At 70.7% G+C, this 20,552-nt stretch carries 14 protein-coding genes; 7 read left to right on the top strand and 7 right to left on the bottom strand.

The features are described from left to right. Positions 1–16 precede the first annotated feature (16 nt). A complete protein-coding gene (locus CKCBHOJB_RS15005; RefSeq protein ID WP_281051707.1) occupies positions 17–2,737 on the top strand; it encodes a nitrate reductase in 2,721 nt (906 codons plus the stop codon). A 256-nt stretch (positions 2,738–2,993) separates the two neighbouring features. On the opposite strand, the gene CKCBHOJB_RS15000 is transcribed toward CKCBHOJB_RS15005, so the two are convergent. The 4 genes from CKCBHOJB_RS15000 to CKCBHOJB_RS14985 are packed head-to-tail and all read right to left on the bottom strand — an operon-like array spanning position 2,994 to position 9,813. After that, a complete protein-coding gene (locus CKCBHOJB_RS15000) occupies positions 2,994–4,760 on the bottom strand; it encodes an alpha/beta fold hydrolase (RefSeq protein ID WP_281049459.1) in 1,767 nt (588 codons plus the stop codon). Between the two features lie 33 nt (positions 4,761–4,793). Further along, a complete protein-coding gene (locus CKCBHOJB_RS14995) occupies positions 4,794–5,933 on the bottom strand; it encodes an ABC transporter permease (protein WP_281049458.1) in 1,140 nt (379 codons plus the stop codon). Positions 5,934–5,971: 38 nt separating this feature from the next. Next, positions 5,972–8,686: a ribosome-associated ATPase/putative transporter RbbA gene (gene rbbA / locus CKCBHOJB_RS14990; protein ID WP_281051706.1), complete on the bottom strand. Its 2,715-nt coding sequence runs from the start codon at positions 8,684–8,686 to the stop codon at positions 5,972–5,974. A gap of 59 nt (positions 8,687–8,745) precedes the next feature. Next, a complete protein-coding gene (locus CKCBHOJB_RS14985) occupies positions 8,746–9,813 on the bottom strand; it encodes an HlyD family efflux transporter periplasmic adaptor subunit (RefSeq protein ID WP_281049457.1) in 1,068 nt (355 codons plus the stop codon). 262 nt (positions 9,814–10,075) lie between these two features. Here CKCBHOJB_RS14985 and CKCBHOJB_RS14980 point away from each other — a divergent pair, with 262 nt between their 5' ends. From CKCBHOJB_RS14980 to CKCBHOJB_RS14965, 4 genes are read left to right on the top strand one after another with little or no spacing between them, the layout of a single operon-like run. After that, positions 10,076–11,245, top strand: coding sequence for an ABC transporter permease (locus CKCBHOJB_RS14980; RefSeq protein WP_281049456.1), 1,170 nt, complete (start codon positions 10,076–10,078; stop codon positions 11,243–11,245). Then, positions 11,242–12,063 (top strand): ATP-binding cassette domain-containing protein, encoded by an 822-nt coding sequence (locus tag CKCBHOJB_RS14975; RefSeq protein ID WP_281049455.1) that lies wholly within the window; start codon positions 11,242–11,244, stop codon positions 12,061–12,063. The genes CKCBHOJB_RS14980 and CKCBHOJB_RS14975 overlap by 4 nt, the downstream gene beginning before the upstream one ends. A gap of 1 nt (position 12,064) precedes the next feature. Continuing rightward, positions 12,065–13,006 (top strand): MlaD family protein, encoded by a 942-nt coding sequence (locus CKCBHOJB_RS14970; RefSeq protein ID WP_281049454.1) that lies wholly within the window; start codon positions 12,065–12,067, stop codon positions 13,004–13,006. Continuing rightward, entirely contained in the window at positions 13,003–13,743 is a 741-nt protein-coding gene (locus CKCBHOJB_RS14965; RefSeq protein ID WP_281049453.1) for an ABC-type transport auxiliary lipoprotein family protein, read from the top strand. The genes CKCBHOJB_RS14970 and CKCBHOJB_RS14965 overlap by 4 nt, the downstream gene beginning before the upstream one ends. Before the next feature lie 8 nt (positions 13,744–13,751). On the opposite strand, the gene CKCBHOJB_RS14960 is transcribed toward CKCBHOJB_RS14965, so the two are convergent. Both CKCBHOJB_RS14960 and CKCBHOJB_RS14955 read right to left on the bottom strand, forming a co-directional pair. Then, complete coding sequence (locus tag CKCBHOJB_RS14960; RefSeq protein WP_281049452.1) at positions 13,752–14,642, bottom strand: ADP-polyphosphate phosphotransferase; 891 nt, start codon at positions 14,640–14,642, stop codon at positions 13,752–13,754. A 54-nt stretch (positions 14,643–14,696) separates the two neighbouring features. Further along, positions 14,697–16,688: an SLC13 family permease gene (locus tag CKCBHOJB_RS14955; protein WP_281049451.1), complete on the bottom strand. Its 1,992-nt coding sequence runs from the start codon at positions 16,686–16,688 to the stop codon at positions 14,697–14,699. Between the two features lie 193 nt (positions 16,689–16,881). Between CKCBHOJB_RS14955 and CKCBHOJB_RS14950 the strand changes: the two genes are divergently transcribed. Together CKCBHOJB_RS14950 and CKCBHOJB_RS14945 are read left to right on the top strand one after the other, a co-directional pair. Beyond that, positions 16,882–17,538, top strand: a complete 657-nt coding sequence (locus CKCBHOJB_RS14950) for a hypothetical protein (protein WP_281049450.1) — start codon at positions 16,882–16,884, stop codon at positions 17,536–17,538. 66 nt (positions 17,539–17,604) lie between these two features. Then, positions 17,605–17,802, top strand: coding sequence for a hypothetical protein (locus tag CKCBHOJB_RS14945; RefSeq protein WP_281049449.1), 198 nt, complete (start codon positions 17,605–17,607; stop codon positions 17,800–17,802). Positions 17,803–17,823: 21 nt separating this feature from the next. Here CKCBHOJB_RS14945 and CKCBHOJB_RS14940 read toward each other — a convergent pair whose 3' ends face one another. Continuing rightward, complete coding sequence (locus CKCBHOJB_RS14940) at positions 17,824–20,526, bottom strand: cation-transporting P-type ATPase (protein ID WP_281049448.1); 2,703 nt, start codon at positions 20,524–20,526, stop codon at positions 17,824–17,826. Between the last annotated feature and the right edge of the window lie 26 nt (positions 20,527–20,552).

The following is a 20,552-nucleotide window of genomic DNA, read 5'->3' as shown; positions in this document are numbered from 1 at the left end:
GATTGCGGAGACCCTGATGGAAACCAAGGCCACCTGTCCCTACTGCGGCGTCGGCTGCGGCGTGCTGATCGAGCACGACGGCGCGCGCATCACCGGCGTGCGCGGCGATCCGGCGCATCCGGCCAACTTCGGCCGCCTGTGCACCAAGGGTTCGACGCTGCACCTGAGCGCCCGGCCGGAGACCCGGCTGCTCCATCCCGAGCTGCGCAGCGCGCGCGGCGAGCCCCGTCGGCGCGTGGGCTGGGACGCGGCGATCGGCGTCGCCGCGCAGCGCTTCGCCGAGGCCATCCGCAGCCACGGGCCGGATTCGGTGGCCTTCTACATCTCCGGCCAGCTGCTGACCGAGGACTACTACGTCTTCAACAAGGCGATGAAGGGCCTGATCGGCAGCAACAACGTCGACACCAACTCGCGCCTGTGCATGTCGAGCGCGGTCGCCGCCTACAAGCAGACCCTGGGCGCGGACGCGCCGCCCTGCGCCTACGAGGACTTCGACCACACCGACTGCCTGCTGATCGCCGGCGGCAACCCGGCCTATGCGCACCCGGTGGCCTTCCGCCGCATCGAGGACGCGAGGAAGGCGCGGCCGGACATGAAGCTGATCGTGGTCGACCCGCGCCGCACCGACACCGCCGCCGCGGCCGACCTGCACCTCGCGCTGCTGCCCGGAACCGACATCTGGCTGTACAACGCGATGCTGCACGTTCTGCTGCGCGAGGACCTGGTCGACACCGCCTTCATCGCCGCCCACACCGAAGGCTTCGACGCCCTGCGCGCGCATGTGGCGGCGGTGACGCCGACGGTGGCCGCCGAGAAGTGCGGCCTCGACGCGGCGGCCATCGTCACCGCCGCGCGCTGGTGGGGACGGGCGCCGGCGGCGATGTCGCTGTGGTGCCAGGGGCTGAACCAGTCGACCCACGGCACCCACAACGGCGCCGCGCTGATCGCGCTGTCGCTCGCTACCGGCAAGATCGGCCGCGCCGGCTGCGGCCCGTTCTCGATGACCGGCCAGCCCAACGCCATGGGCGGGCGCGAGGTCGGCGGGCTGGCCAACCTGCTGTCCGCGCACCGCGAGCTCGCCAACCCCGCGCACCGCGCCGAGGTCGCGCGCCTGTGGGGTGTCGACAGCGTGCCGGAGAAGCCCGGCCTGACCGCGGTCGAGCTGTTCCGCGCCGCGGCCGAGGGGCGGATCAAGGCCTTGTGGATCGCATGCACCAACCCGGCGCAGTCGCTGCCCGAGCAGGCGCTGGTGCGCGAGGCGCTCGAGCGCTGCGACTTCGTCGTGCTGCAGGAGGCCTACCGCAGCACCGAGACCGCGCCTTTCGCCGACCTGATGCTGCCGGCCGCGACCTGGGGCGAGAAGGAGGGCACGGTCACCAACTCCGAGCGCCGCATCACCCGCGTGCAGCGCGCGCTGCCGCCGCCGGGCGAGGCGCGCGCGGACTGGCGCATCGTGTGCGACTTCGCGCAGGCGCTCAGCGCCTTGATCGGCAAGCCGCAGGCGGCGGCGATGTTCGCCTACGCCAAGGTGGAGGAGATCTTCGCCGAGCACGTGGCCACCACCGCCGGGCGCGATCTCGACATCACCGGGCTCGACTACGCCGTGCTGGAGTTGGCCGGGCCGCAGCAGTGGCCGTTTCCGGCGGGGATGGCGGTGGCCGATGCGGCACGCCGCACACGGTTGTATGCCGATGGCCGCTTTCCCACGGCCAGCGGACGTGCGCGCTTCGTCGTTCCGGTGGGCGAGACCACGGCGGAGCAGGTCGATGCGCACTATCCGATCGCGCTCACCACCGGGCGGCTGCGCGATCAGTGGCACGGCATGAGCCGCAGCGGCAAGGTCGCGCGCCTGTACAGCCATGTGGACGAGGCGCGCATCGAGCTGCATCCGGCCGACCTGCGCATGTTCGAGGTGGCCAGCGGCGAGCTGGTGCGGGTGTCGGGCCGGCGCGGCGAGATCGTGCTGCGCGCGCTGGCCTCGGAGGAGCTGCGCCGCGGCCAGGCCTTCGTCGCCATGCACTGGGGGCGCAACGTGCTCAACTCGGCTGGTATCAATGAGCTGATGGCGGGCGAATTCGATCCGTTCTCGAAGCAGCCCGAGCTCAAGCACGCGGCGGTGCGCATCGACAAGGCGGCGCTGCCCTTCCAGTTGCTGCTGATGCGGGTGGAGACCGGAGAGCGGGCCGCCACCGAGCTCGCCGAGGCGCTGGTGCCCTGGCTGGACCGCTTCGCCTACGCCTCGCTGGCGCTTGCCGGCCGCGACGAGGCCGCGGTGGTGATGCGGGTGGCGCACGAGCAGCCGATCCCGTCGGCCTGGCTGGACGAACTCGACGCACTTGCCGGGCTGGATGGGGATGCGGCGCTGACTTATTCCGATGTCCGCCGCGGCGTCAGCAAGCGTGCGCTGATCGAGGACGAGCGCCTGGTCGGCCTGCGCCTGTGCGGCGAGACCGTCGCCGGGACGTGGCTGCGCGAGGTGATGGTGGAGCGCCAGGCGACCGCCGATCTGCGTCCCTGGCTGCTGGCGCCGCTGGCTGCGCCGCCCGCGGCGGCGCGTGGACGGGGGCGGATCATCTGCAACTGCCTGAACGTGGCCGAGTCGGACATCCGTGCCGCGATTGCCGGCGGCGAGGATTTTGACGCAATGCAGCGGCGGCTGAAGTGCGGCACGTCCTGCGGTTCCTGCGTGCCGGAGATCCGCCGCATGATCAGTGCAGCGCACGCGTTATCGGGGTGAACCGAAGGTGGGACGCAGGTGGGACGCAGGCGGGACGCAGGCGGGACGCAGGCGGGACGCAGGCGGGACGCAGGCGGGACGCCGAAAAGAAAAAAGCCCGGAGGTCTTTCGACTTCCGGGCCAAATCCACACCAAAGGAGGAGGGTGGAGGAGACGGTTCAAATACTAGCGGTAAATTTTGTGCGTTGCAACAAAAAATAGTGCTTCAACTATAAAGCGGATTGATCGATAACGCGCCGGCGGACGCAGCTCCGTGCTACTTCTCATGCACATAGCGCCCGGGGGCGTCCTCCAGCACCGGGTAGCCCTGCTCGGGCGCGCCGAATCCAGGGGGTGGGGACGGCTTGCCCGAATGCGCCGCCAGCCAGGCTGACCACGCCGGCCACCACGAGCCTGCGCTCTCCGGCGCGCGCAGCACCCAGTCGTCGGGCGGCACGTAGTTGTCGCCGGCGGGCCGGGTCAGCATCCGGTACTGGCGGCGTGGATGGCCGGGCTCGCTGACGATGCCGGCGTTATGGCCGCCGCTGGTGAGCACGAAGGTGATTTCGGCCGGCACCAGGTAATGCAGCTTGTACACCGAGCGCCAGGGGGCGACGTGGTCGCTCTGGGTGGCGACGCAGAACACAGGCAGGTCGATGTCCGACAGCGACACCGGCTTGCCGCCCACCGGATAGCGTCCCTCGCTGAGGTCGTCGTTGAGGAACAGGCGGCGCAGGTACTGGCTGTGCATGCGCGCCGGCATGCGGGTGGCGTCGGCGTTCCAGGCCATCAGGTCGCTCATCGGCGCACGCTCGCCCATCAGGTACTCGCCGACGATGCGCGACCACAGCAGGTCGTTCGAGCGCAGGATCTGGAAGGCGCCCGCCATCTGGCCGGCGGTCAGGTAGCCGGTGTCCTGCATCTGCGCCTCGAGCAGGCTGACCTCGCTGTCGTCGATGAACAGCGCCAGCTCGCCCGGTTCGGTGAAGTCGGTCTGCGCGGTGAACAGCGTCATCGTCGCCAGGCGGTCGTCGCCGTCGCGGTCCATCGCCGCGGCGGCGATCGCGAGCAGGGTGCCGCCGAGGCAGTAGCCGGTGGCGTGCACCTTGTGTCCGGGCACGATGGCGTTGATGGCGTCGAGCGCGGCGTGGAAGCCGAGCCCGAGGTAATCGTCCATGTCGAGGTCGCGCTCGTCGACGCCGGGGTTCTTCCACGAGATGCAGAACACGGTGTGGCCCTGGTCCACCAGGTATTTGACCAGCGAGTTGTGCGGCGACAGGTCGAGGATGTAGTACTTCATGATCCACGCCGGCACGATCAGCACCGGCTCGGGATGCACGGTGGCCGTGGCGGGCGCGTACTGGATCAGCTCGATCAGGCGGTTGCGGAACACGACCTTGCCGGGCGTGACCGCCACGTCGCGGCCGACCACGAAGTCCTCGGCGCCGGCTGGTGGCGCGCCCGCGAGCACGCGCTCGAAGTCCTCGGTCGCGTGGGCGGCGCCACGTGCGAGGTTCATGCCGGCGCTGGCCAGCGTCTGGCGCAGCACGATCGGATTGGTGGGCAGGAAATTCCCCGGCGAGAACATGTCGAGCAACTGGCGCGCGGCGAAGGCGACGACCTGCTCGTGATGGCGCGACACCCCGGCCACGCCTCGGGTGGCGGCGTCCCACCATTCCTGGGTGAGCAGGAAGGATTGGTGGATCAGGTTGAACGGCCACTGGTGCCATTCCGGCGCGGTGAAGCGGCGATCCTGCGCGGGGGGCTCGATGCACTCGTGCGCCGGCGAGCCGGGCGGGGACACCGCGATCGCGAGCGCGTAGCGCAGCAGGCGGCGAGCCTGCTCGAGCCCGAGGTCGGCGAGCTCGAGGCGCTTGCCGGGCGATACCGCGAGGTGTCCGGCCCAGTCCACCGTGGCCAGCAGCAGCGCGATCGGCGACACCGAGGCGGTGGCGCGGGCGATCGCGGCATGGACGCGCTGGTCGAGCGCATTGCGCTGCGGGCGCGCGGTCCCGGTCTTCGCCTTCGTCTCTGTCGTGCTCATCAGCTTCTCCTCCATGTTCCGGGCGGGCCGGGTTCAATTCTGCATCGTGCCGATCGCATGGCGCAGCCTGCGATGGGCGAGGGTGAGGAACACCGCGCCAATTGCCGCGACCATCAGGAATTCCGGCCACACCACGTCGATGCCCGCACCGCGGAACAGGATGGACTGTGCGAGCGAGACATAGTGCGTGGTCGGCGCCAGCGACATCAGGTGCTGGATCGTCTCCGGCATGCTCTCGCGCGGCGTGACGCCGCCGGACAGGATCTGCAGCGGCAGCAGCACGAGGATGGACATCAGCCCGAACTGCGGCATGTTGCGCGCGACCGTGCCCATGAAGATGCCGATCGAGGCCGCGGCGAACAGGTAGAGCAGGGTGCCGAGCGCGAACAGGACGGCCGAGCCGGCGACGCTGATGCCGAGGAAGCCCTTCACCACCACCTGCAGCGAGAACGAGGACGCCACCAGCACCACCACCCCCATCGACCAGATCTTCGACAGCATGATCTCGAGCGGGGTGACCGGCATCACCAGCAGGTGCTCGATGGTGCCGTGCTCGCGCTCGCGGATCAGCGCCGCACCGGTGAGCAGGATGCCGAGCATGGTGACGTTGTTGATCAGCGCGTTGATGGCGGCGAACCAGGAGGCGTTGAGGTTGGGGTTGAACATCGCGCGCGGCACCAGTTCCACCGGCTGCGGCGCGGGTGCGCGCACGCGCTGGACGAAGGCGCGGATCTCGTCGGCGAGGATGTTCTGGATGTAGCCGGCGCCGGTCTGCGCCTGGCTCTGGCGGGTGGCGTCGACGTTGAGCTGCAGCGCCGGGCTGCGGGCGGCGAGCACGTCGCGCTGGAAGCCGGGCGGGATGTCGAGCACGAAGGTGTGGCGGCCGGCGTCCATGCCACGGTCCATGTCGGCGAGAACGACCTGTTCCGGCGTGATGAACTGCGGCGGCTGCAGCGCGGCGACGATGCGGGTGGAGAGCTGCGAGTGGTCCTCGTCGACGACCGCGATCGAGGCGCGGTTCAGGCTTTCGGGCTTGGCGCGCGCGTCGGCGTAGATCGACACGCTGAACATGAACACGATCAGGAACAACAGCGCCATGTCGCGCGCCAGGCTGTGGAACTCCTTGACGCCGAGGTGCCAGGTGTTGCGCAGGTGGCTCGAGCGTCGGCTCATGGAGGGCTTCCGTTCCATGGTCTGTGCCTGCTCCGCGCTCATGTCGCCTGCTTCTTCAGCAGCGCCACCGCCAGCACGGTGAGCACCGGGATCGCCGCTGCCAGCGGCAGGAAGGAGGCGCCGAGATCGGCGAAGCCGAGCGCCTTGGAGAAGGTGCCGCTGGAGATGGTCAGGAAGTGGGCGGTCGGGTAGATCGCGCCGATCAGCGCCCCGGCGCCTTCCAGCGAGGACACCGGGTCCATCAGCCCGGAGAACTGGATGGCCGGCAGCAGGGTGCCGATCGAGGTGCCCGCGAGTGCGGCGACCTGGCTGCTGGTCATGGTCGAGGCGAGCAGGCCGAGCCCGGTGGTGGCGGTGACGTAGAGCAGCGCGCCGCAGGCGAGCGCGAGGATGCTGCCCTTGAACGGCACCTGGAACAGCGTGATCGCGAACACGAACAGCAGCACGAAGTTGAACAGCGACAGCGCGATGTAGGGCAGCTGCTTGCCGACCAGGAACTCGAAGCGCGTCACCGGCGTGGTGTAGAGGTTGAGGATGGAGCCGAGCTCCTTCTCGCGCACCACGCCGAGCGCGGTCAGCATGGCCGGGATGAAGACCAGCAGCAGCGGGATCACCATCGGCACCATCGCCACCAGGCTGCGCAGCTCGGGGTTGTAGCGGTAGCGCACCTCGATCGTGGCCGGCGCGGTCGCGGAGGCGGCGCCGGATTCGGCGACCGCCTCCGCCAGCGTCTGCGCATGCACGCCGCTCACGTAGGCGCGCGCGAGCTCGGCGCGCAGCGGCATCGAACCGTCGAGCCAGACCGCGATCTGCGGCGCCTTGCCGCGCGCGAGGTCGCGGCCGAAGCCGGGCGGGATCTCGATCGCCATCGTCAGCTTGCCGCTGCGCATGCGCGCATCGAGCTCGGCGTGGCTTTCGAGCGCGGCGCGCTCGGTGAAGTAGCGCGAGCCGGCGATCTGCAGGGTGTAGCGCTGGCTGGCCACGCTGCGGTCGTGGTCGAGCACCGCGAAGCCGAGGTTCTCGACGTCCATGTTGATGCCGTAGCCCATGACCAGCATCAGCACCAGCGTGCCGACCAGCGCCAGGGTCAGCCGCACCGGATCGCGCCGCAGCTCGATCGCCTCGCGCGCCGACAGGCTGAGCAGGCGGGCGAGGCTGAAGCCGGCATGGCGATCGCCGCGATCGGCGCCCGTGGACGTGTGCGCCGTCGCATCGGCGGGCGGGCGCTGCGCAATGCCGCTCGCCTCCTCCAGGTAGGCGATGAATGCATCCTCCAGCCGTTCGCTGGCGCGCGCCGCGGTGAGCGCCGCCGGGCTGTCGCTGGCGAGGATGCGGCCGGCGTGCATCAGCGAGACGCGGTCGCAGCGCTGGGCCTCGTTCATGAAGTGGGTGGTGATGAAGATCGTCACCCCCTCCTGGCGCGACAGGTCGACGATCAGCGCCCAGAAATGGTCGCGCGCCACCGGGTCGACGCCCGAGGTGGGCTCGTCGAGGATCAGCACGTCGGGCCGGTGCAGCACCGCCACCGCCAGCTGCAGGCGCTGGCGGATGCCGAGCGGCAGCGCGTCGGGCTGGGTGTCCATCACCGGCTCGAGGTCGAAGCGGCGGGCGAGTTCGGCGATACGGGCCGCGGCCTCGTCCGCGGGCAGGTGGAACAGGCGCGCATGCAGCTCGAGGTTCTGCCGCACCGAGAGCTCGCCATACAGCGAGAAGGACTGCGACATGTAGCCCACGCGGTGGCGGGTCTCGATGTTCTTCGCGTCGAGCTTGCGGCCGAGCAGCAGGGCTTCGCCGGCGGTGGGCTCGAGCAGGCCGGTGAGCATCTTCATCGTGGTCGACTTGCCGCAGCCGTTGGAGCCGAGGAAGCCGAAGATCTCGCCGCGGCGCACGGCCAGGTTGACGTCGTCCACCGCGACGAAGTCGCCGAAGCGCATCTGCAGGCCGCGCGCCTCGATGACGACCTCGCCCGCATCGTGCGGCGGAATTTCGAGCCGGCGATGCTCGCGCCGGCGCGCCTCGGGCAACAGCGCGATGAAGGCCGCTTCCAGCGTGTCGGCGCCGCCGGCGGCGCGCAGCGCGTCCGGGGTGCCGGTGGCGAGCACGCGGCCGGCGTCCACCGCCACCAGCCAGTCGTAGCCCTCGGCCTCCTCCATGTAAGCGGTGGCGATCAGCACGCTCATGCCCGGGCGGGCGGCGCGGATGCGTGCGATCAGCTCCCAGAACTGGCGGCGCGACAGCGGATCGACGCCGGTGGTGGGCTCGTCGAGGATCAGCAGGTCGGGGTCGTGGATCAGCGCGCAGCACAGCCCGAGCTTCTGCTTCATGCCGCCGGAGAGCTTGTTGGCGGGACGGTCGGCGAAGGCGCCCAGGCCGGTGGCCGCGAGCAGTTCGGTGATGCGGCGCGCGCGCTCGGCTGCGGACTGGCCGAACAGGCGGCCGAAGAAGTCGATGTTCTCGAACACCGACAGCGTGGGATAGAGGTTCCTGCCCAGGCCCTGCGGCATGTAGGCGATGCGCGGGCAGACGCGGGCGCGGTGGCGGGCGTCCGCCATGTCGCCGCCGAGCACCTCGACGGCGCCGTGCTGGATCCGGCGCGCGCCGGCGATCAGACCCAGCCAGGTCGATTTGCCCACGCCGTCCGGACCGATGAAGCCGACCATGCGCCCGGCGGGGATGTCCAGCGTGACGCCGGCGGCGGCCAGCGTCTCGCCGTAGCGGTGGCGCACATCGATCAGGCGCGCGACCGGCGGCACGGCGGCGTCCGCTGTGGCGGCCGGCGCAACAGTGCGCGCTGCGTCGCCGCGTTGCGCGCTCACGGCAGCCTCACCTGCAGTTCCGGCGGCCACTCGCGCTGCGTGTTCAGGCGCAGGTGGGCGATGCCGGGCAGGCCGGTCTTTACCTGCTCGGGGTACTTCGCCAGCAGCTCGGGGTCGATGCGCGCCTTGACCCGGAACACCATCTTCTGGCGCTCGCTCTGGGTTTCGACGGTCTTGGGCGTGAACTGGGCGACGCTGGCGACGTAGGACACCTTCGCCGGGATCACGAACTCCCGCGCGGCGTCTAGCACGATGCGCACCTCGCTGCCGAGTGCGACCCGGCCGGCGGCCATCTCGGGCAGGAAGAAGCTCATGTACACGTCGCCGACGTCGACCAGGCTCACCACCTTGCCGCCGCCGCCGACCACCTCGCCCGGCTGCACCACGCGGTACTGCACGCGGCCGTTGCGCGGGGCGCGCAGCTCGCCGTCGGCGATCTCGGTGCGCAGGCGGGCGACGACCGCCTCGGCGGCCAGGATCGCTGCTTCTCCCTGCTGCACCTGGGCCTCGGCGGCGCGCACGCCGGCGCGGGCGGCGGTGATCTGGGCCTGGGCGACGGCGATGTTGGCCTCGGCGCTGCGCGCGCGGGCGGCATCGTCCTCGACCTTCTGCGCCGAGGTGGCGCGGTCGGCAAGCAGGGCGCGCGAGCGGGCCGCGGTGCTGCGCGCGACGTCGAGTTCGGCGCGGCGCTGGATCAGCGTCGCCTCGGCCATCGCCACGTCGGCGTGGCGCTGGGCGACCAGGGCGCGGGCGGTTTCGCGCGCGCTCATCGCGTTGGCGACTTCGGCCTGGGCCTGGGCGAGCTGGGCCTGCAGCGCCTTGACGTCCATGCGCGCGACCATCTCGTCCGCGCGCACGAAGTCGCCTTCGTTGACCAGGATCGCGTCCACCCGGCCGGGGGCCTTGGCGGCGACGTCGACCTCGGTGGCCTCGATGCGGCCGTTGCCGCGCACGAGACTGCCGTCGTCGGCCGCCGGGCGCAGGAGCTGCCAGGCCGCGGCTGCGGCAATGACCACAATCCCGGCCCCGATCCAGGCGAGCCGGCTCCGTTGTGCTGTGTTCATGGAAATCACCTTGGGGCGGTGGCGCCCGTGATGACGCCGCTGGCATGTTGCCGCGCAAGGTCGGCGGGCGCCTTCGGGCCTGGAGCATCACAGGAGCACGCGCGATGTCGCATGCCACGATTGTGCGCCCATTGGCCGCATCGCACAAAACGCACCTCAGCGCCGGCGCGCTCCGGGGCCTGATTCCGACTGTTTCGATTCAATGGCGGAGCTGCGCGGACGGTGTTGTAACATCCGGCCCTTGCCCACCGAGTCGCAACGAATGCCCAGGGATCCCGAACAAGCAGACACTTCCGCGCGCAGGCCCGGCGACGTCGAGCTCGTCTCCGACGCCACCGGCGCGCGGCTGCGGCTGTCGGGTGACTGGACGCTGGCGCACCATGCGGCGCTGGAGGCGCGGCTCGCGGCGCTGGGTGCGCAGGGGGAGGCGGGGCTGCCGGTCGACGTGGGCGCGCTCGGCGCGCTCGACACCGCCGGTGCCCGCATGCTGCATCGCCTGCTCGGTCCCGCGCGCGTGGCCGCGCTGCTCGCCGACGACGGGGCGCTGCCGCGCGAGCGGCGTGCGCTGCTGAAGGCGGTCGCCGACGCGCTCGCCGCACCCGCGGTGCCGGCAGCCGTCGCCGAGGGCTACGCGCTCGGCGACGTGCTCGCCCATATCGGCCATGCCATGGTAGTGTTCTGGCGCCACGTCATCGGCCTCTCCGGCTTCATCGGCCTGATCCTCGAGACCGCCCTGCGGGTCGCGGTGCAGCCGCGGCGCTGGCGGATGACAGCGCTCGTCGCCAACCTCGAGCGCACCGGGCTCGACGCGGTGCCGATCATCGCCCTGCTGACCTTCCTGGTCGGCGCGGTGGTCGCCTTCCTCGGCGCCACCGTGCTCGCCAACTTCGGCGCCAGCATCTTCACCGTCGACCTGGTGGCCTACTCCTTCCTGCGCGAGTTCGGCGTGATGCTGGCGGCGATCATCGTCGCCGGCCGCACCGCGAGCGCGTTCACCGCACAGATCGGCTCCATGCGCGCCAACGAGGAGATCGACGCCATCCGCGTGCTCGGCCTCGACCCGATCGAGCTGCTGGTGCTGCCGCGGGTGTATGCGCTGCTGATCGCGCTGCCGATCCTGAGCTTCGTCGCCATGGTCTCGGGCATCGTCGGCGGCATGCTGGTGTCGGCGCTGTCGCTCGACATCTCGCCGGCGCTGTTCCTGTCGCGCATCCAGGAGAACGTCGGCCTGATCCACTTCTGGGTCGGCATGGCCAAGGCGCCGGTCTTCGCCTTCCTGGTGGCCGTGATCGGCTGCCTGGAGGGCTTCCGCGTGCAGGGCAGCGCGCAGTCGGTGGGCGAGCACACCACCTCCGCGGTGGTGCAGTCGATCTTCGTGGTCATCGTGGTCGATGCGATCGCCGCGCTGTTCTGCATGGAGATGGGGTGGTGAGCGTGGCCGCGAATCCGGTGGACTCGGTCATCGAGGTGCGCGGGGTGCGCAACCAGTTCGGCGCCCAGGTGGTGCACGATGCGCTCGATCTCGACGTGCGCCGCGGCGAGATCCTCAGCGTCGTCGGCGGCTCGGGCACCGGCAAGTCGGTGCTGCTGCGCACCATCGTCGGTCTGAACCGGCCGCGGGAGGGCAGCGTGCATGTGTTCGGCGAGGACCTGCTGAGCCTGCCGGATGCGCGTCGCAAGCAGGTCGAGCGCCGCTTCGGGGTGCTGTTCCAGAAGGGTGCGCTGTTCTCCTCGCTGACCGTGAGCGAGAACGTGGCGCTGCCGCTGATCGAGCATGTCGGCCTGTCGAAGCGCGACGCGGCGGAGCTGGCCGCGCTCAAGATCGCGCTCGCCGGGCTGCCGGCGAGCGCCGGCGACAAGTATCCGGCGGACCTCTCCGGCGGCATGGTCAAGCGCGCCGCGCTCGCCCGTGCGCTCGCGCTCGACCCCGACATCCTGTTCCTCGACGAGCCCACCGCCGGCCTCGACCCGATCGGCGCCGCGGCCTTCGATCAGCTCATCCTGACCCTGCGCGACGCGCTCGGCCTGACCGTGTTCATCGTCACCCACGACCTCGACACCATCTACACCATCACCGATCGCGTCGCCGTGCTGGCGCAGAAGAAGGTGCTGGTCAATGCCCGCCTGGACGAAGTCGCCGCCACCGACGACGACTGGATCCGCGAATACTTCCACGGCCCGCGCGGCCGCGCCGCCGCCGCTGCGGTGGCCGCCGCCCGCGCCGTGCGCGCCGCAACGGAGAACCCCTGACATGGAAACCCGCGCCCATCATGTGCTGATCGGCCTCTTCACCGTGCTCGTCGTCGGCGCCGCGCTGATGTTCACGCTGTGGCTCGGCAAGAGCGACGCCGACCGCCAGTTCGACACCTACGACATCGTGTTCCAGGAGGCGGTGTCCGGTCTGTCCAAGGGCGGCACGGTGGAGTTCAACGGCATCCGCATCGGCGACGTCGTCAGCCTGCGTCTCGACCCCGAGGACGCGCGCCGGGTGATCGCCCGCGTGCGCGTCGACAGCACCGCGCCGGTGCGCACCGACACCCAGGCGCGGCTGGTGCCGGCGGGCATCACCGGGCTGACGATGATCCGCCTCACCACCGGCAACGACCCCGCCAGCCAGCGCCTGGTGAGCGCAGACGGCGAGGTGCCGCGCATCGTCGCCGCACCGTCGCCGTTCAGCCGCCTGCTCGCCGACGGCGAGGATGCGATCACCAACGTCAACGAGCTGATGGTGCAGGCGCGTGCGCTGTTCTCGGCCGACAACGTCGCCGCGATCGGGCGCACGCTCGACAACCTGGAGCAGACCACCGCCGCCCTGGCCGCGCAGCGTGACGACGTGGGGGCGGCGCTCAAGCAGCTCACCGCTGCCAGCGCGCAGGCAGGTGTCGCCCTGGCCGAGGCCACCCGGGTGCTCGGCACCGCCAATCGCCTGGTCGAGAAGCAGGGCGTCCAGACCCTGGTCAGTGCGCGCGATGCGATGCTGGCCTTCGAGCGCGCGATGGGCTCGGTCGACAAGCTGATCGCCGACAATCGCGAGCCGCTCGACGGCGGCATGCGCGGGCTGGCCGAGATCGGCCCGGCGGTGGCCGAGCTGCGCACCACGCTCGCCTCGCTGCGCGCGATCACCCGCCAGCTCGAAGACCGTCCCGCCGACTACCTGCTCGGCCTCGAACCGACCAAGGAGTTCACGCCATGAAAACGCCGCAATCCGTGCCGGGCCGGAACGATGACGGGCCGATGACCACGAATGCCGGAGCCGATCGCGTGCGCGCCGTGAGCCGGACGGCGCGTGCGGTCGCCGGACGCGTCGGATGTCGGGTCGGGTGGGCCGCGCTCGCTGCAGTGCTGCTGCCCGCGTGCACCATCCTGCCCACGGCCGAGCCGGTGGACGTCTACCTGCTGCCGTCCGCCGCGTCCGCTCCGGCCCCGGTCCGCAACGCCGCGCAGGTGGCGCCGTGGTCGCTGCGTGTCGCGCGTCCGGCCGCGGGTGTGCATCTGTCCGGCCAGCGCATCGTGGTCGTGCCCGAGGACAACCGGGTCAGCGTCTACAAGGGGGCCGGCTGGAGCGACCCGGCGCCGGTGCTGGTGCGCAACCGCCTGCTCGACGCCTTCCGCGCCGATGGTCGCATCGCCGCGCTGAGCAGCGACGACAGGCAGTTGCAGGCCGACTTCGAACTCGACAGCGACCTGCGCGCCTTCCACAGCGCGTACCGCGATGGCCGCCCCGAGGCCGTGGTCCGCCTCGACGCCCGCCTGGTGCACACGGCGTCCCGGCGCATCGTCGCCAGCCGCAGTTTCGAGCAGCGCGTGCCCGCCGCCGATGCCGCGGTGCCGGCGGTGGTCCAGGCCTTCGGCAGCGCCGGCGACCGGCTGGCGGCGGAGGTGGTCGAGTGGTCCGTACGCGCTGCCACGGAGCCCGCTGGCGCGCGCTGAGGCGTCGCTCAAACCTCGCCGGCTTCGAGCTGGCGGCGGATTTCCAGCAGCCGTTCGCGGCGCGCCGGGGTGGTGGTCGGGTAGCTCATGTCGAGTGCCGACAGCGTGTCGACCAGGATCTGCGACACGATCAGGCGCGCGTTCTTCTTGTCGTCGGCCGGCACCACGTACCACGGGCAGTCGGACGTGCTGGTCGCGCGCAGGCAGTCGGCGTAGGCCGCCATGTACCTGTCCCAGTGCTTGCGCTGCTCGATGTCGCCCTCGTCGAACTTCCAGTTCTTGTCCTCCTCGTCGATGCGCGCGATCAGGCGGTCGCGCTGCTCATCCCTGGACAGGTGCAGGAAGATCTTGACGATGCGGGTGCCGTTGCGGTGCAGATGGGCCTCGGAATCGGCGATCGAGCGGAAGCGGTCGCCCCAGAAGTCCTTCGCCGCCAGGGTTTCGTCGGGCAGCTTCTCGCCGCGCAGGATGTCGGGCAGCACGCGCACGATCAGCACCTCCTCGTAGTACGAGCGGTTGAAGATGCCGATGCGGCCGCGCTCGGGCAGCGCCACGTGGGTGCGCCACAGGAAGTCGTGGTCGAGCTCGGTGGCGCTCGGGTGCTTGAAGCTGAACACCTGGCAGCCCTGGGGATTGACGCCCGACATGACGTGGCGGATCGCGCCGTCCTTGCCGGCCGCGTCCATGGCCTGGAAGATCACCAGCAGGGAGTAGCGGTCGTGGGCGTAGAGCATTTCCTGCAGCTCGGCGAGATGCTCGGTTCCCGCCTCCAGCCGCGCCTGGTAGTCGCTCTTCGATGCATACAGGGGAGCGATCCGGGTCGGCCAGTCGTCGAGGTCGATCTTCCTGCCGGCCTTGACGCGGAAGTCGGCGATGTCGATCGGTTTGTGCCTGCTCATGGGGTTCTCCGTCGTGAAGGTTCGGGGGGCTCGGGAAAGGCGCCGTGCTCATGCTCAGATGGTGCCTCCGAGCGGCCACACGAGCAGCAGCAGGGGGACGGACAGCGCCACCACGAGCAGTTCCAGGGGCAGTCCGAGCCGCCAGTAGTCGCCGAAACGGAAGCCGCCGGGGCCGAGGATCAGGGTGTTGTTCTGATGGCCGATTGGGGTCAGGAAGGCGCACGAGGCGCCGATGGCGACCGCCATCAGGAAGGCGTCCGCGCCGACCCCGAGCGCCGCGGCGGTACCGATCGCGATCGGGCACATGACCGCGGCGGTCGCGGCGTTGTTCATCAGGTCGGACAGGAACATGGTGACGAGCAGCACCAGGGTGAGGGCGACGATGGCGTCGCCCCGTGCCACGCCGTCGAGCAGCGCACGTGCGATCAGGTCGGCCGTGCCGGTCGACTCCATCGCTCCCGCCACCGGGATCAGCGCCGCGAGCAGCACGATGACCGGCCAGTCGATGCTCTCGTAGACCGATCGCAGCGGGATGGTGCGCAAGGCCATCGTGGCGAGCACGCCGAGCGTGAAGGAGATGGCCGCGGGCAGCACGCCCAGCGCCGCGCTGCCGACCGCGAACAGCATGATGATGCCGGCGGTCCAGGCCTTGCGGCGGTCGGGGATGCGCAGCTCGCGCTCGGCCAGCGGCACGCAACCCGAGTCCGCCGCGAACTCGGTGAGCGCCTCGAGCGGGCCCTGCATCAGCAGCAGGTCGCCGGCCTGGATCTTCAGCGTCCTCAGTCGCGACTTCGAACGGCTGCCGTTGCGCGAGACGGCGAGCAGGTTCAGTCCGTAGCGCGTGCGCAGCGACAGATCGCGGGCCGAGCGGCCGATCAGGATGGCTTCCGGGCGCACGACCAGTTCCATCAGCGTGATCTCGGCGTCAGCGGCGGATCGGGCAGCGTCCTGCTCATCCTCTTCCGCTTCTTCGCTCGCCTCGGTTCCCTTCTTGTCACTCGTGCCTTTCGTGTCCTTGTCTTTTTCCTTTTGCTGACCGCCCTGCTCCTGCTCGCCTGTCTTGCGCGCGTCGTCGCGGTTAGCCTGCGCAGGTTTTGCCGGAGACTTGCGGGGCTGCGCGTCTTCCCCGTCCTGTCGCGCCGCGTCCGCGCTCGACGGGCCGGCCTCTTCGAGCTGCAGGCCGAGCGTGGCGAGGACTTCGGGCAGCGCCTCGATGTCCGCTTCGATGACCAGGATGTCGCCCGCCAGCACCTTGCGGCTCGACTGGGGGGCGGTCATGCGTACCTCGTTGCGTACCAGGCCGATGATCTGCGCGCCGGCCTCGTCGAGTCGGGATTCGATCTCGCGCAGGAAGAGGCCGGCGGCCTTGCTGTCGGGCACCACGCGGACCTCGGTGACATAGGCGCCGGTCTCGAAGCCCTCGGTGCTCGCCTTCTCGCGCGCGGGCACCAGGCGCCAGCCGAGCAGCACGATGAACAGGGTGCCGACCACGGCGACGGCGAGGCCGATCGGCGTGAAGTCGAACATGGCGAAGCTCCCGGCGCCGGTCTGCGCGCGAAAACCGGAAACGATCAGGTTGGGCGGGGTGCCGATCATGGTCGTCATGCCGCCGAGGATGGTGCCGAAGGCGAGCGGCATCAGCACCCTGCCGGGGGGCAGCGCGAGGCGCGAGGCGAGCTGCATCGCCACCGGCATGAGGAGGGCCATCGCGCCGACGTTGTTCATGAAGCCCGACAGCAGCGCGCCCAGGCCGACGAGCGCGGACAGGCTGAGCAGGATGCCGGCCTTGGCCGGCAGGAGTCGCGCGGCGAGCGCATCGACCGCGCCCGAGACCTGCAGGCCGCGTGAGAGCACCAGCACGCAGGCCACGGTGACCACCGCCGGGTGGGCGAAGCCGGCGAAGGCCTCGGCGGGTGCGACCAGGCCGGCGAGCACGCAGGCGAGCAGGGCGGCCGCCGCGACCATGTCGTGGCGCCAGCGCCCCCACAGGAACATGCCCACGGTGGCGGTGAGGATGGCGAGGATGAGGAGCTGTTCCTGGGTCATCGGGCCGGCGCGAAGCGGGGATGGGAGGCCCCAGCTCGGTTCGCGGCTGCCGGCCCGGACCGGGTCGTGCCGAAAGCGAAGCCGGGGGCGAGCTCGGGGCGAGCGTCGGGGGGCAGGTTTGCGGGCATTGTGCGCTGCGCTAAGCTGCAGGTGCAATCACCCCAGCATCCCCCGAAGCCGACCAGGAGCCCCGATGCAGGACCTGTCCCCGCACGCCGAGTCGTCCGCGCCGAAGCATCCCGAGTGGATGGAGAGCCTTTACGAGCGCCTGGCTGAGGACGACGAGGGGCGCGTGTGCAAGGCGATCTCCGAGGATGCCTGCCGCGAGTCGCCGGGCAACTTTTTCCACACCCTGGTCGCCAACACGCTTTCCAGCCTCGCCGACCGCATCGCCAGCGCCAAGACCACGCTGCCCTGGCTGCTGCTGCAGCTTGGTGCGCCGGGCTGGATGCTGAGCCTGCTGGTGCCGATCCGCGAGTCGGGTTCGATGCTGCCGCAGATGCTGATCGGCGCGGTGGTCCGCCGCCAGCCGGTGCGCAAGTGGGTGTGGGTGTGGGGCGGCGCGCTGCAGGGCCTGTGTCTGCTCGGCATGGGCTGGGCGGCGCTGGCGCTGGAAGGGGCCGCGGCAGGCTGGGTGGTGATCGCGCTGCTGGTGCTGTTCAGCCTCGCGCGCGGCGCGTGCTCGGTGGCGTACAAGGACGTGCAGGGCAAGACCATTCCGAAGACGCGGCGCGGACGGCTTTCGGGCTGGAGCAGCGCGGTGTCGGGGATGGCGGCGCTGGGCGTCGGCCTGGCGCCGTGGGCCTGCTCGGGCTCTTCATCGCGGTCGAGGGGCTGGTCGGCCTGTTGAGCGCGCCGGTCTGGGGGCGCTGGGCCGATCGTTCGAACCGGATGGTTTTCGCCCTCGCCTGCGCGCTTGCCGGCCTTCCTGGTGCTGGGTATCGCTCATGCGGGTGTGCGCCTCGGCCGCAAGACCTGCCTGGTGGCCATGGCCGGAAGCAACCGGCGCACCGACTACGTCGCGGTGAGCAACTCGGTGATCGGGGCGATGTTGCTGGCCGTCGGCGTGCTCGGGGCCTGGCTCAGCCTGCACTGGAAGGACGTCTCGGGCTGAGCGCACGCCGCTTGTGGGCCTTCAGCGCCGACGCGCGCGCAGCCATGCCTTCTCGGCCTCGATGACGAGGAACACCGCGGCGCCGACCGCGATCGGCATCAGCCAGTCGCGCAGCGGCAGCGGGGTGGTGCCGAACCAGATGTTCATCACCGGCAGGTAGACGAAACCGAGCTGCAGCAAGGCCAGGATCAGCACCGAGACCTGCGCCGCCGGGTTCGTGAACAACCGTGAGGGCGCCAGGCTGGAGGCGGTCAGGAAGCGGCTGTTGAACAGGTACCAGGCCTGGGCGATGACCAGCGTGTTGACCGCCATCGTACGCGCGGCGTGCAGCTCCATGCCCTGCAGCAGCGAATACTCGAAGGACAGGATGGTGGCGCCGCCGATCAGCAGCGAGACGAAGCCCACCCGCCACAGCATCCCGCCGTCCATGATCGGCGCCCCCGGCTTGCGCGGCGGGCGCTGCATCACCCCCGGCTCGGCCGGCTCGAAGGCGAGCGCCAGCGCCAGGGTGACCGCGACCACCATGTTCACCCACAGGATCTGCACCGGGGTCAGCGGCAGGGTGAGGCCGAACACCACCGCGGCGAGCATCACCAGACCCTGCGCGCCGTTGGTGGGGAGGATGAAGAGAATGGCCTTCCTCAGGTTGTCGTAGATCGTGCGCCCTTCCTCGACCGCGCGTTCGATGGTGGAGAAGTTGTCGTCGGCGAGTACGATCTCGGCGGCTTCCTTGGTTGCCTCGGTGCCCTTGATGCCCATCGCCACGCCGACGTCGGCGCGCTTGAGGGCTGGGGCGTCGTTGACGCCGTCGCCGGTCATCGCGACCACCTCGCCGCGTGCCTGCAGGGCCTTGACCAGGCGCAGCTTGTGCTCGGGGCTGGTGCGGGCAAAGATGTCGCAGTCGTGGGCGATGTCCTGCAACTGCGCGTCGCTGGCAGCCTCGATCTCGGCGCCGGTGATCACCTTCAGCGATTCCGCCGTGCCCAGGCCCATCTCGATGCCGATCGCGCGCGCGGTGCCGGCATGGTCGCCGGTGATCATCTTCACCCGGATTCCGGCGGTGTGGCAGGAGCGGATGGCGTCGATCGCTTCCGGCCGCGGCGGATCGATGATGCCGATCAGGCCGAGGAAGACCATGTCCTCCTCGAGGTCCTCCAGTGCCAGGTCGTCCTTGTCGCGTGCCACCTCGCGCGTCGCGGCGGCGAGCACGCGCAGGCCCTCGGCGCTCAGCGCCTCGATCTGGCCTTCCCAGAAGGCGCGCTCGAGCGGCTCGCACTCGCCGCCGGTGCCGAGTTCCTGGCGGCAGCGGTCGAGCAGGCGGTCGGGCGCGCCCTTCAGCAGGATGCGGCGGGTGCCGCCGGGTACGGTGTTGAGCGTGGCCATGAACTTGTTGGCCGACTCGAAGGGGATGCTGGCGTGGCGCTCGTGGGCCTCGGCGTCGAAGCCGGCCTTGTGGGCGAGGGTGCGCAGCGCGCCCTCGGTGGGTTCGCCGGTGACTTTCCACTGGCCGTCTTCCTCGGCCACATGAGTGTCGTTGGCGACCGCGACCACCTCGATCAGCGCGTGCAGGTGGCCGTGGTTCGCCAGGCTGGCCACCTTGCCTTCGAGCGTGATCTCGCCCTCGGGGCGGTAGCCGGTGCCGCTGACCTCATAGAAGCCGCCGCGGGTGAGGACGTGGCGTACGGTCATCTCGTTCCGGGTCAGCGTGCCGGTCTTGTCCGAGCAGATCACGGTCACCGAGCCCAGCGCCTCGACCGCGGTGAGCTTGCGGGTGATCGCGTTGCGCTGCGCCATGCGCTGCACGCCGAGCGCGAGGGTGATGGTCAGGATCGCCGGCAGGCCCTCGGGGATCGCCGCCACCGCGAAGCCGATCGCGGCGAGGAAGACCTCGGCGAGCGGGAAGTCGTGCACCTTCAGCCCCACCGCCAGCATCAGCAGCGCGAGGGCGACGATCGCCACCGACAGCAGCTTGCTGAACTGCGCCATCTGCCGGGTGAGCGGGGTCTGCAGCGTCTGCACCTCGGCGATCAGGCGGTTGATGCGGCCGAGTTCGGTGTCGCCGCCGGTGGCGACCACCACGCCGATGCCGCGCCCGGCCGCGACCAGGGTGCCGGAGAAGGCCATGCCGCTGCGGTCGCCGACGCCGGCATCCGCCGCCACCGCGTCGGTGCCCTTGTCGGCGGGCACCGATTCGCCGGTCAGCGCCGATTCCTCGATGCGCAGGCTGGTCGCCTCGATCAGGCGCAGGTCGGCGGGCACGCGGTCGCCCGAGCGCAGGCGCACGATGTCGCCCGGCACCAGGGCGTCGGCGTCGATCGCGCTCCAGCGCCCGTCACGGCAAGCCTGGGCGTGCAGCGACAGCATCTTGCGGATGCCCTCGAGCGCCTGTTCGGCCTTGCCCTCCTGGATGAAGCCGATGATGGCGTTGATCACGACCACGCCGAGGATCACGCCGGTGTCGATCCAGTGCCCGAGCAGGGCGGTGATGCCGGCGGCGCCGAGCAGCACGTAGATCAGCACGTCGTTGAAGTGCCTGAGGAAGCGCTTGAGCGCGCCGTCCTTCGCTGCCTCGGGCAGGCGGTTGGGGCCGACGGTCTCGAGCCGGCGTGCGGCCTCGGCGGTGGACAGGCCGCAGGCATCGCTGGCCAGCGCGGCGAGCGCGGCTTCTGCGGGGACGGCGTGGGGATGGTCGATGTTCACAAACGAAGGGCTGGGTGGACTCATGCGCGCTTGGGTTCGGGGCCGTGTGG

It is taken from the genome of Thauera sp. GDN1 (assembly GCF_029223545.1).
Taxonomy (GTDB): domain Bacteria; phylum Pseudomonadota; class Gammaproteobacteria; order Burkholderiales; family Rhodocyclaceae; genus Thauera.
This window is presented reverse-complemented; position numbering and strand designations above follow the sequence as displayed.

Excerpts from the sequence above, each read along its gene's own strand:
- CKCBHOJB_RS14950 (WP_281049450.1), top strand. The coding sequence starts at position 16,882 with ATGCAGGACCTGTCCCCGCACGCCGAGTCGTCCGCGCCGAAGCATCCC.
- CKCBHOJB_RS14955 (WP_281049451.1), bottom strand. The coding sequence starts at position 16,688 with ATGACCCAGGAACAGCTCCTCATCCTCGCCATCCTCACCGCCACCGTG.
- CKCBHOJB_RS14980 (WP_281049456.1), top strand. The coding sequence starts at position 10,076 with ATGCCCAGGGATCCCGAACAAGCAGACACTTCCGCGCGCAGGCCCGGC.
- CKCBHOJB_RS14985 (WP_281049457.1), bottom strand. The coding sequence starts at position 9,813 with ATGAACACAGCACAACGGAGCCGGCTCGCCTGGATCGGGGCCGGGATT.
- CKCBHOJB_RS15005 (WP_281051707.1), top strand. The coding sequence starts at position 17 with ATGGAAACCAAGGCCACCTGTCCCTACTGCGGCGTCGGCTGCGGCGTG.
- CKCBHOJB_RS14960 (WP_281049452.1), bottom strand. The coding sequence starts at position 14,642 with ATGAGCAGGCACAAACCGATCGACATCGCCGACTTCCGCGTCAAGGCC.
- CKCBHOJB_RS14995 (WP_281049458.1), bottom strand. The coding sequence starts at position 5,933 with ATGAGCCGACGCTCGAGCCACCTGCGCAACACCTGGCACCTCGGCGTC.
- CKCBHOJB_RS14965 (WP_281049453.1), top strand. The coding sequence starts at position 13,003 with ATGAAAACGCCGCAATCCGTGCCGGGCCGGAACGATGACGGGCCGATG.
- CKCBHOJB_RS15000 (WP_281049459.1), bottom strand. The coding sequence starts at position 4,760 with ATGAGCACGACAGAGACGAAGGCGAAGACCGGGACCGCGCGCCCGCAG.
- CKCBHOJB_RS14940 (WP_281049448.1), bottom strand. The coding sequence starts at position 20,526 with ATGAGTCCACCCAGCCCTTCGTTTGTGAACATCGACCATCCCCACGCC.
- CKCBHOJB_RS14970 (WP_281049454.1), top strand. The coding sequence starts at position 12,065 with ATGGAAACCCGCGCCCATCATGTGCTGATCGGCCTCTTCACCGTGCTC.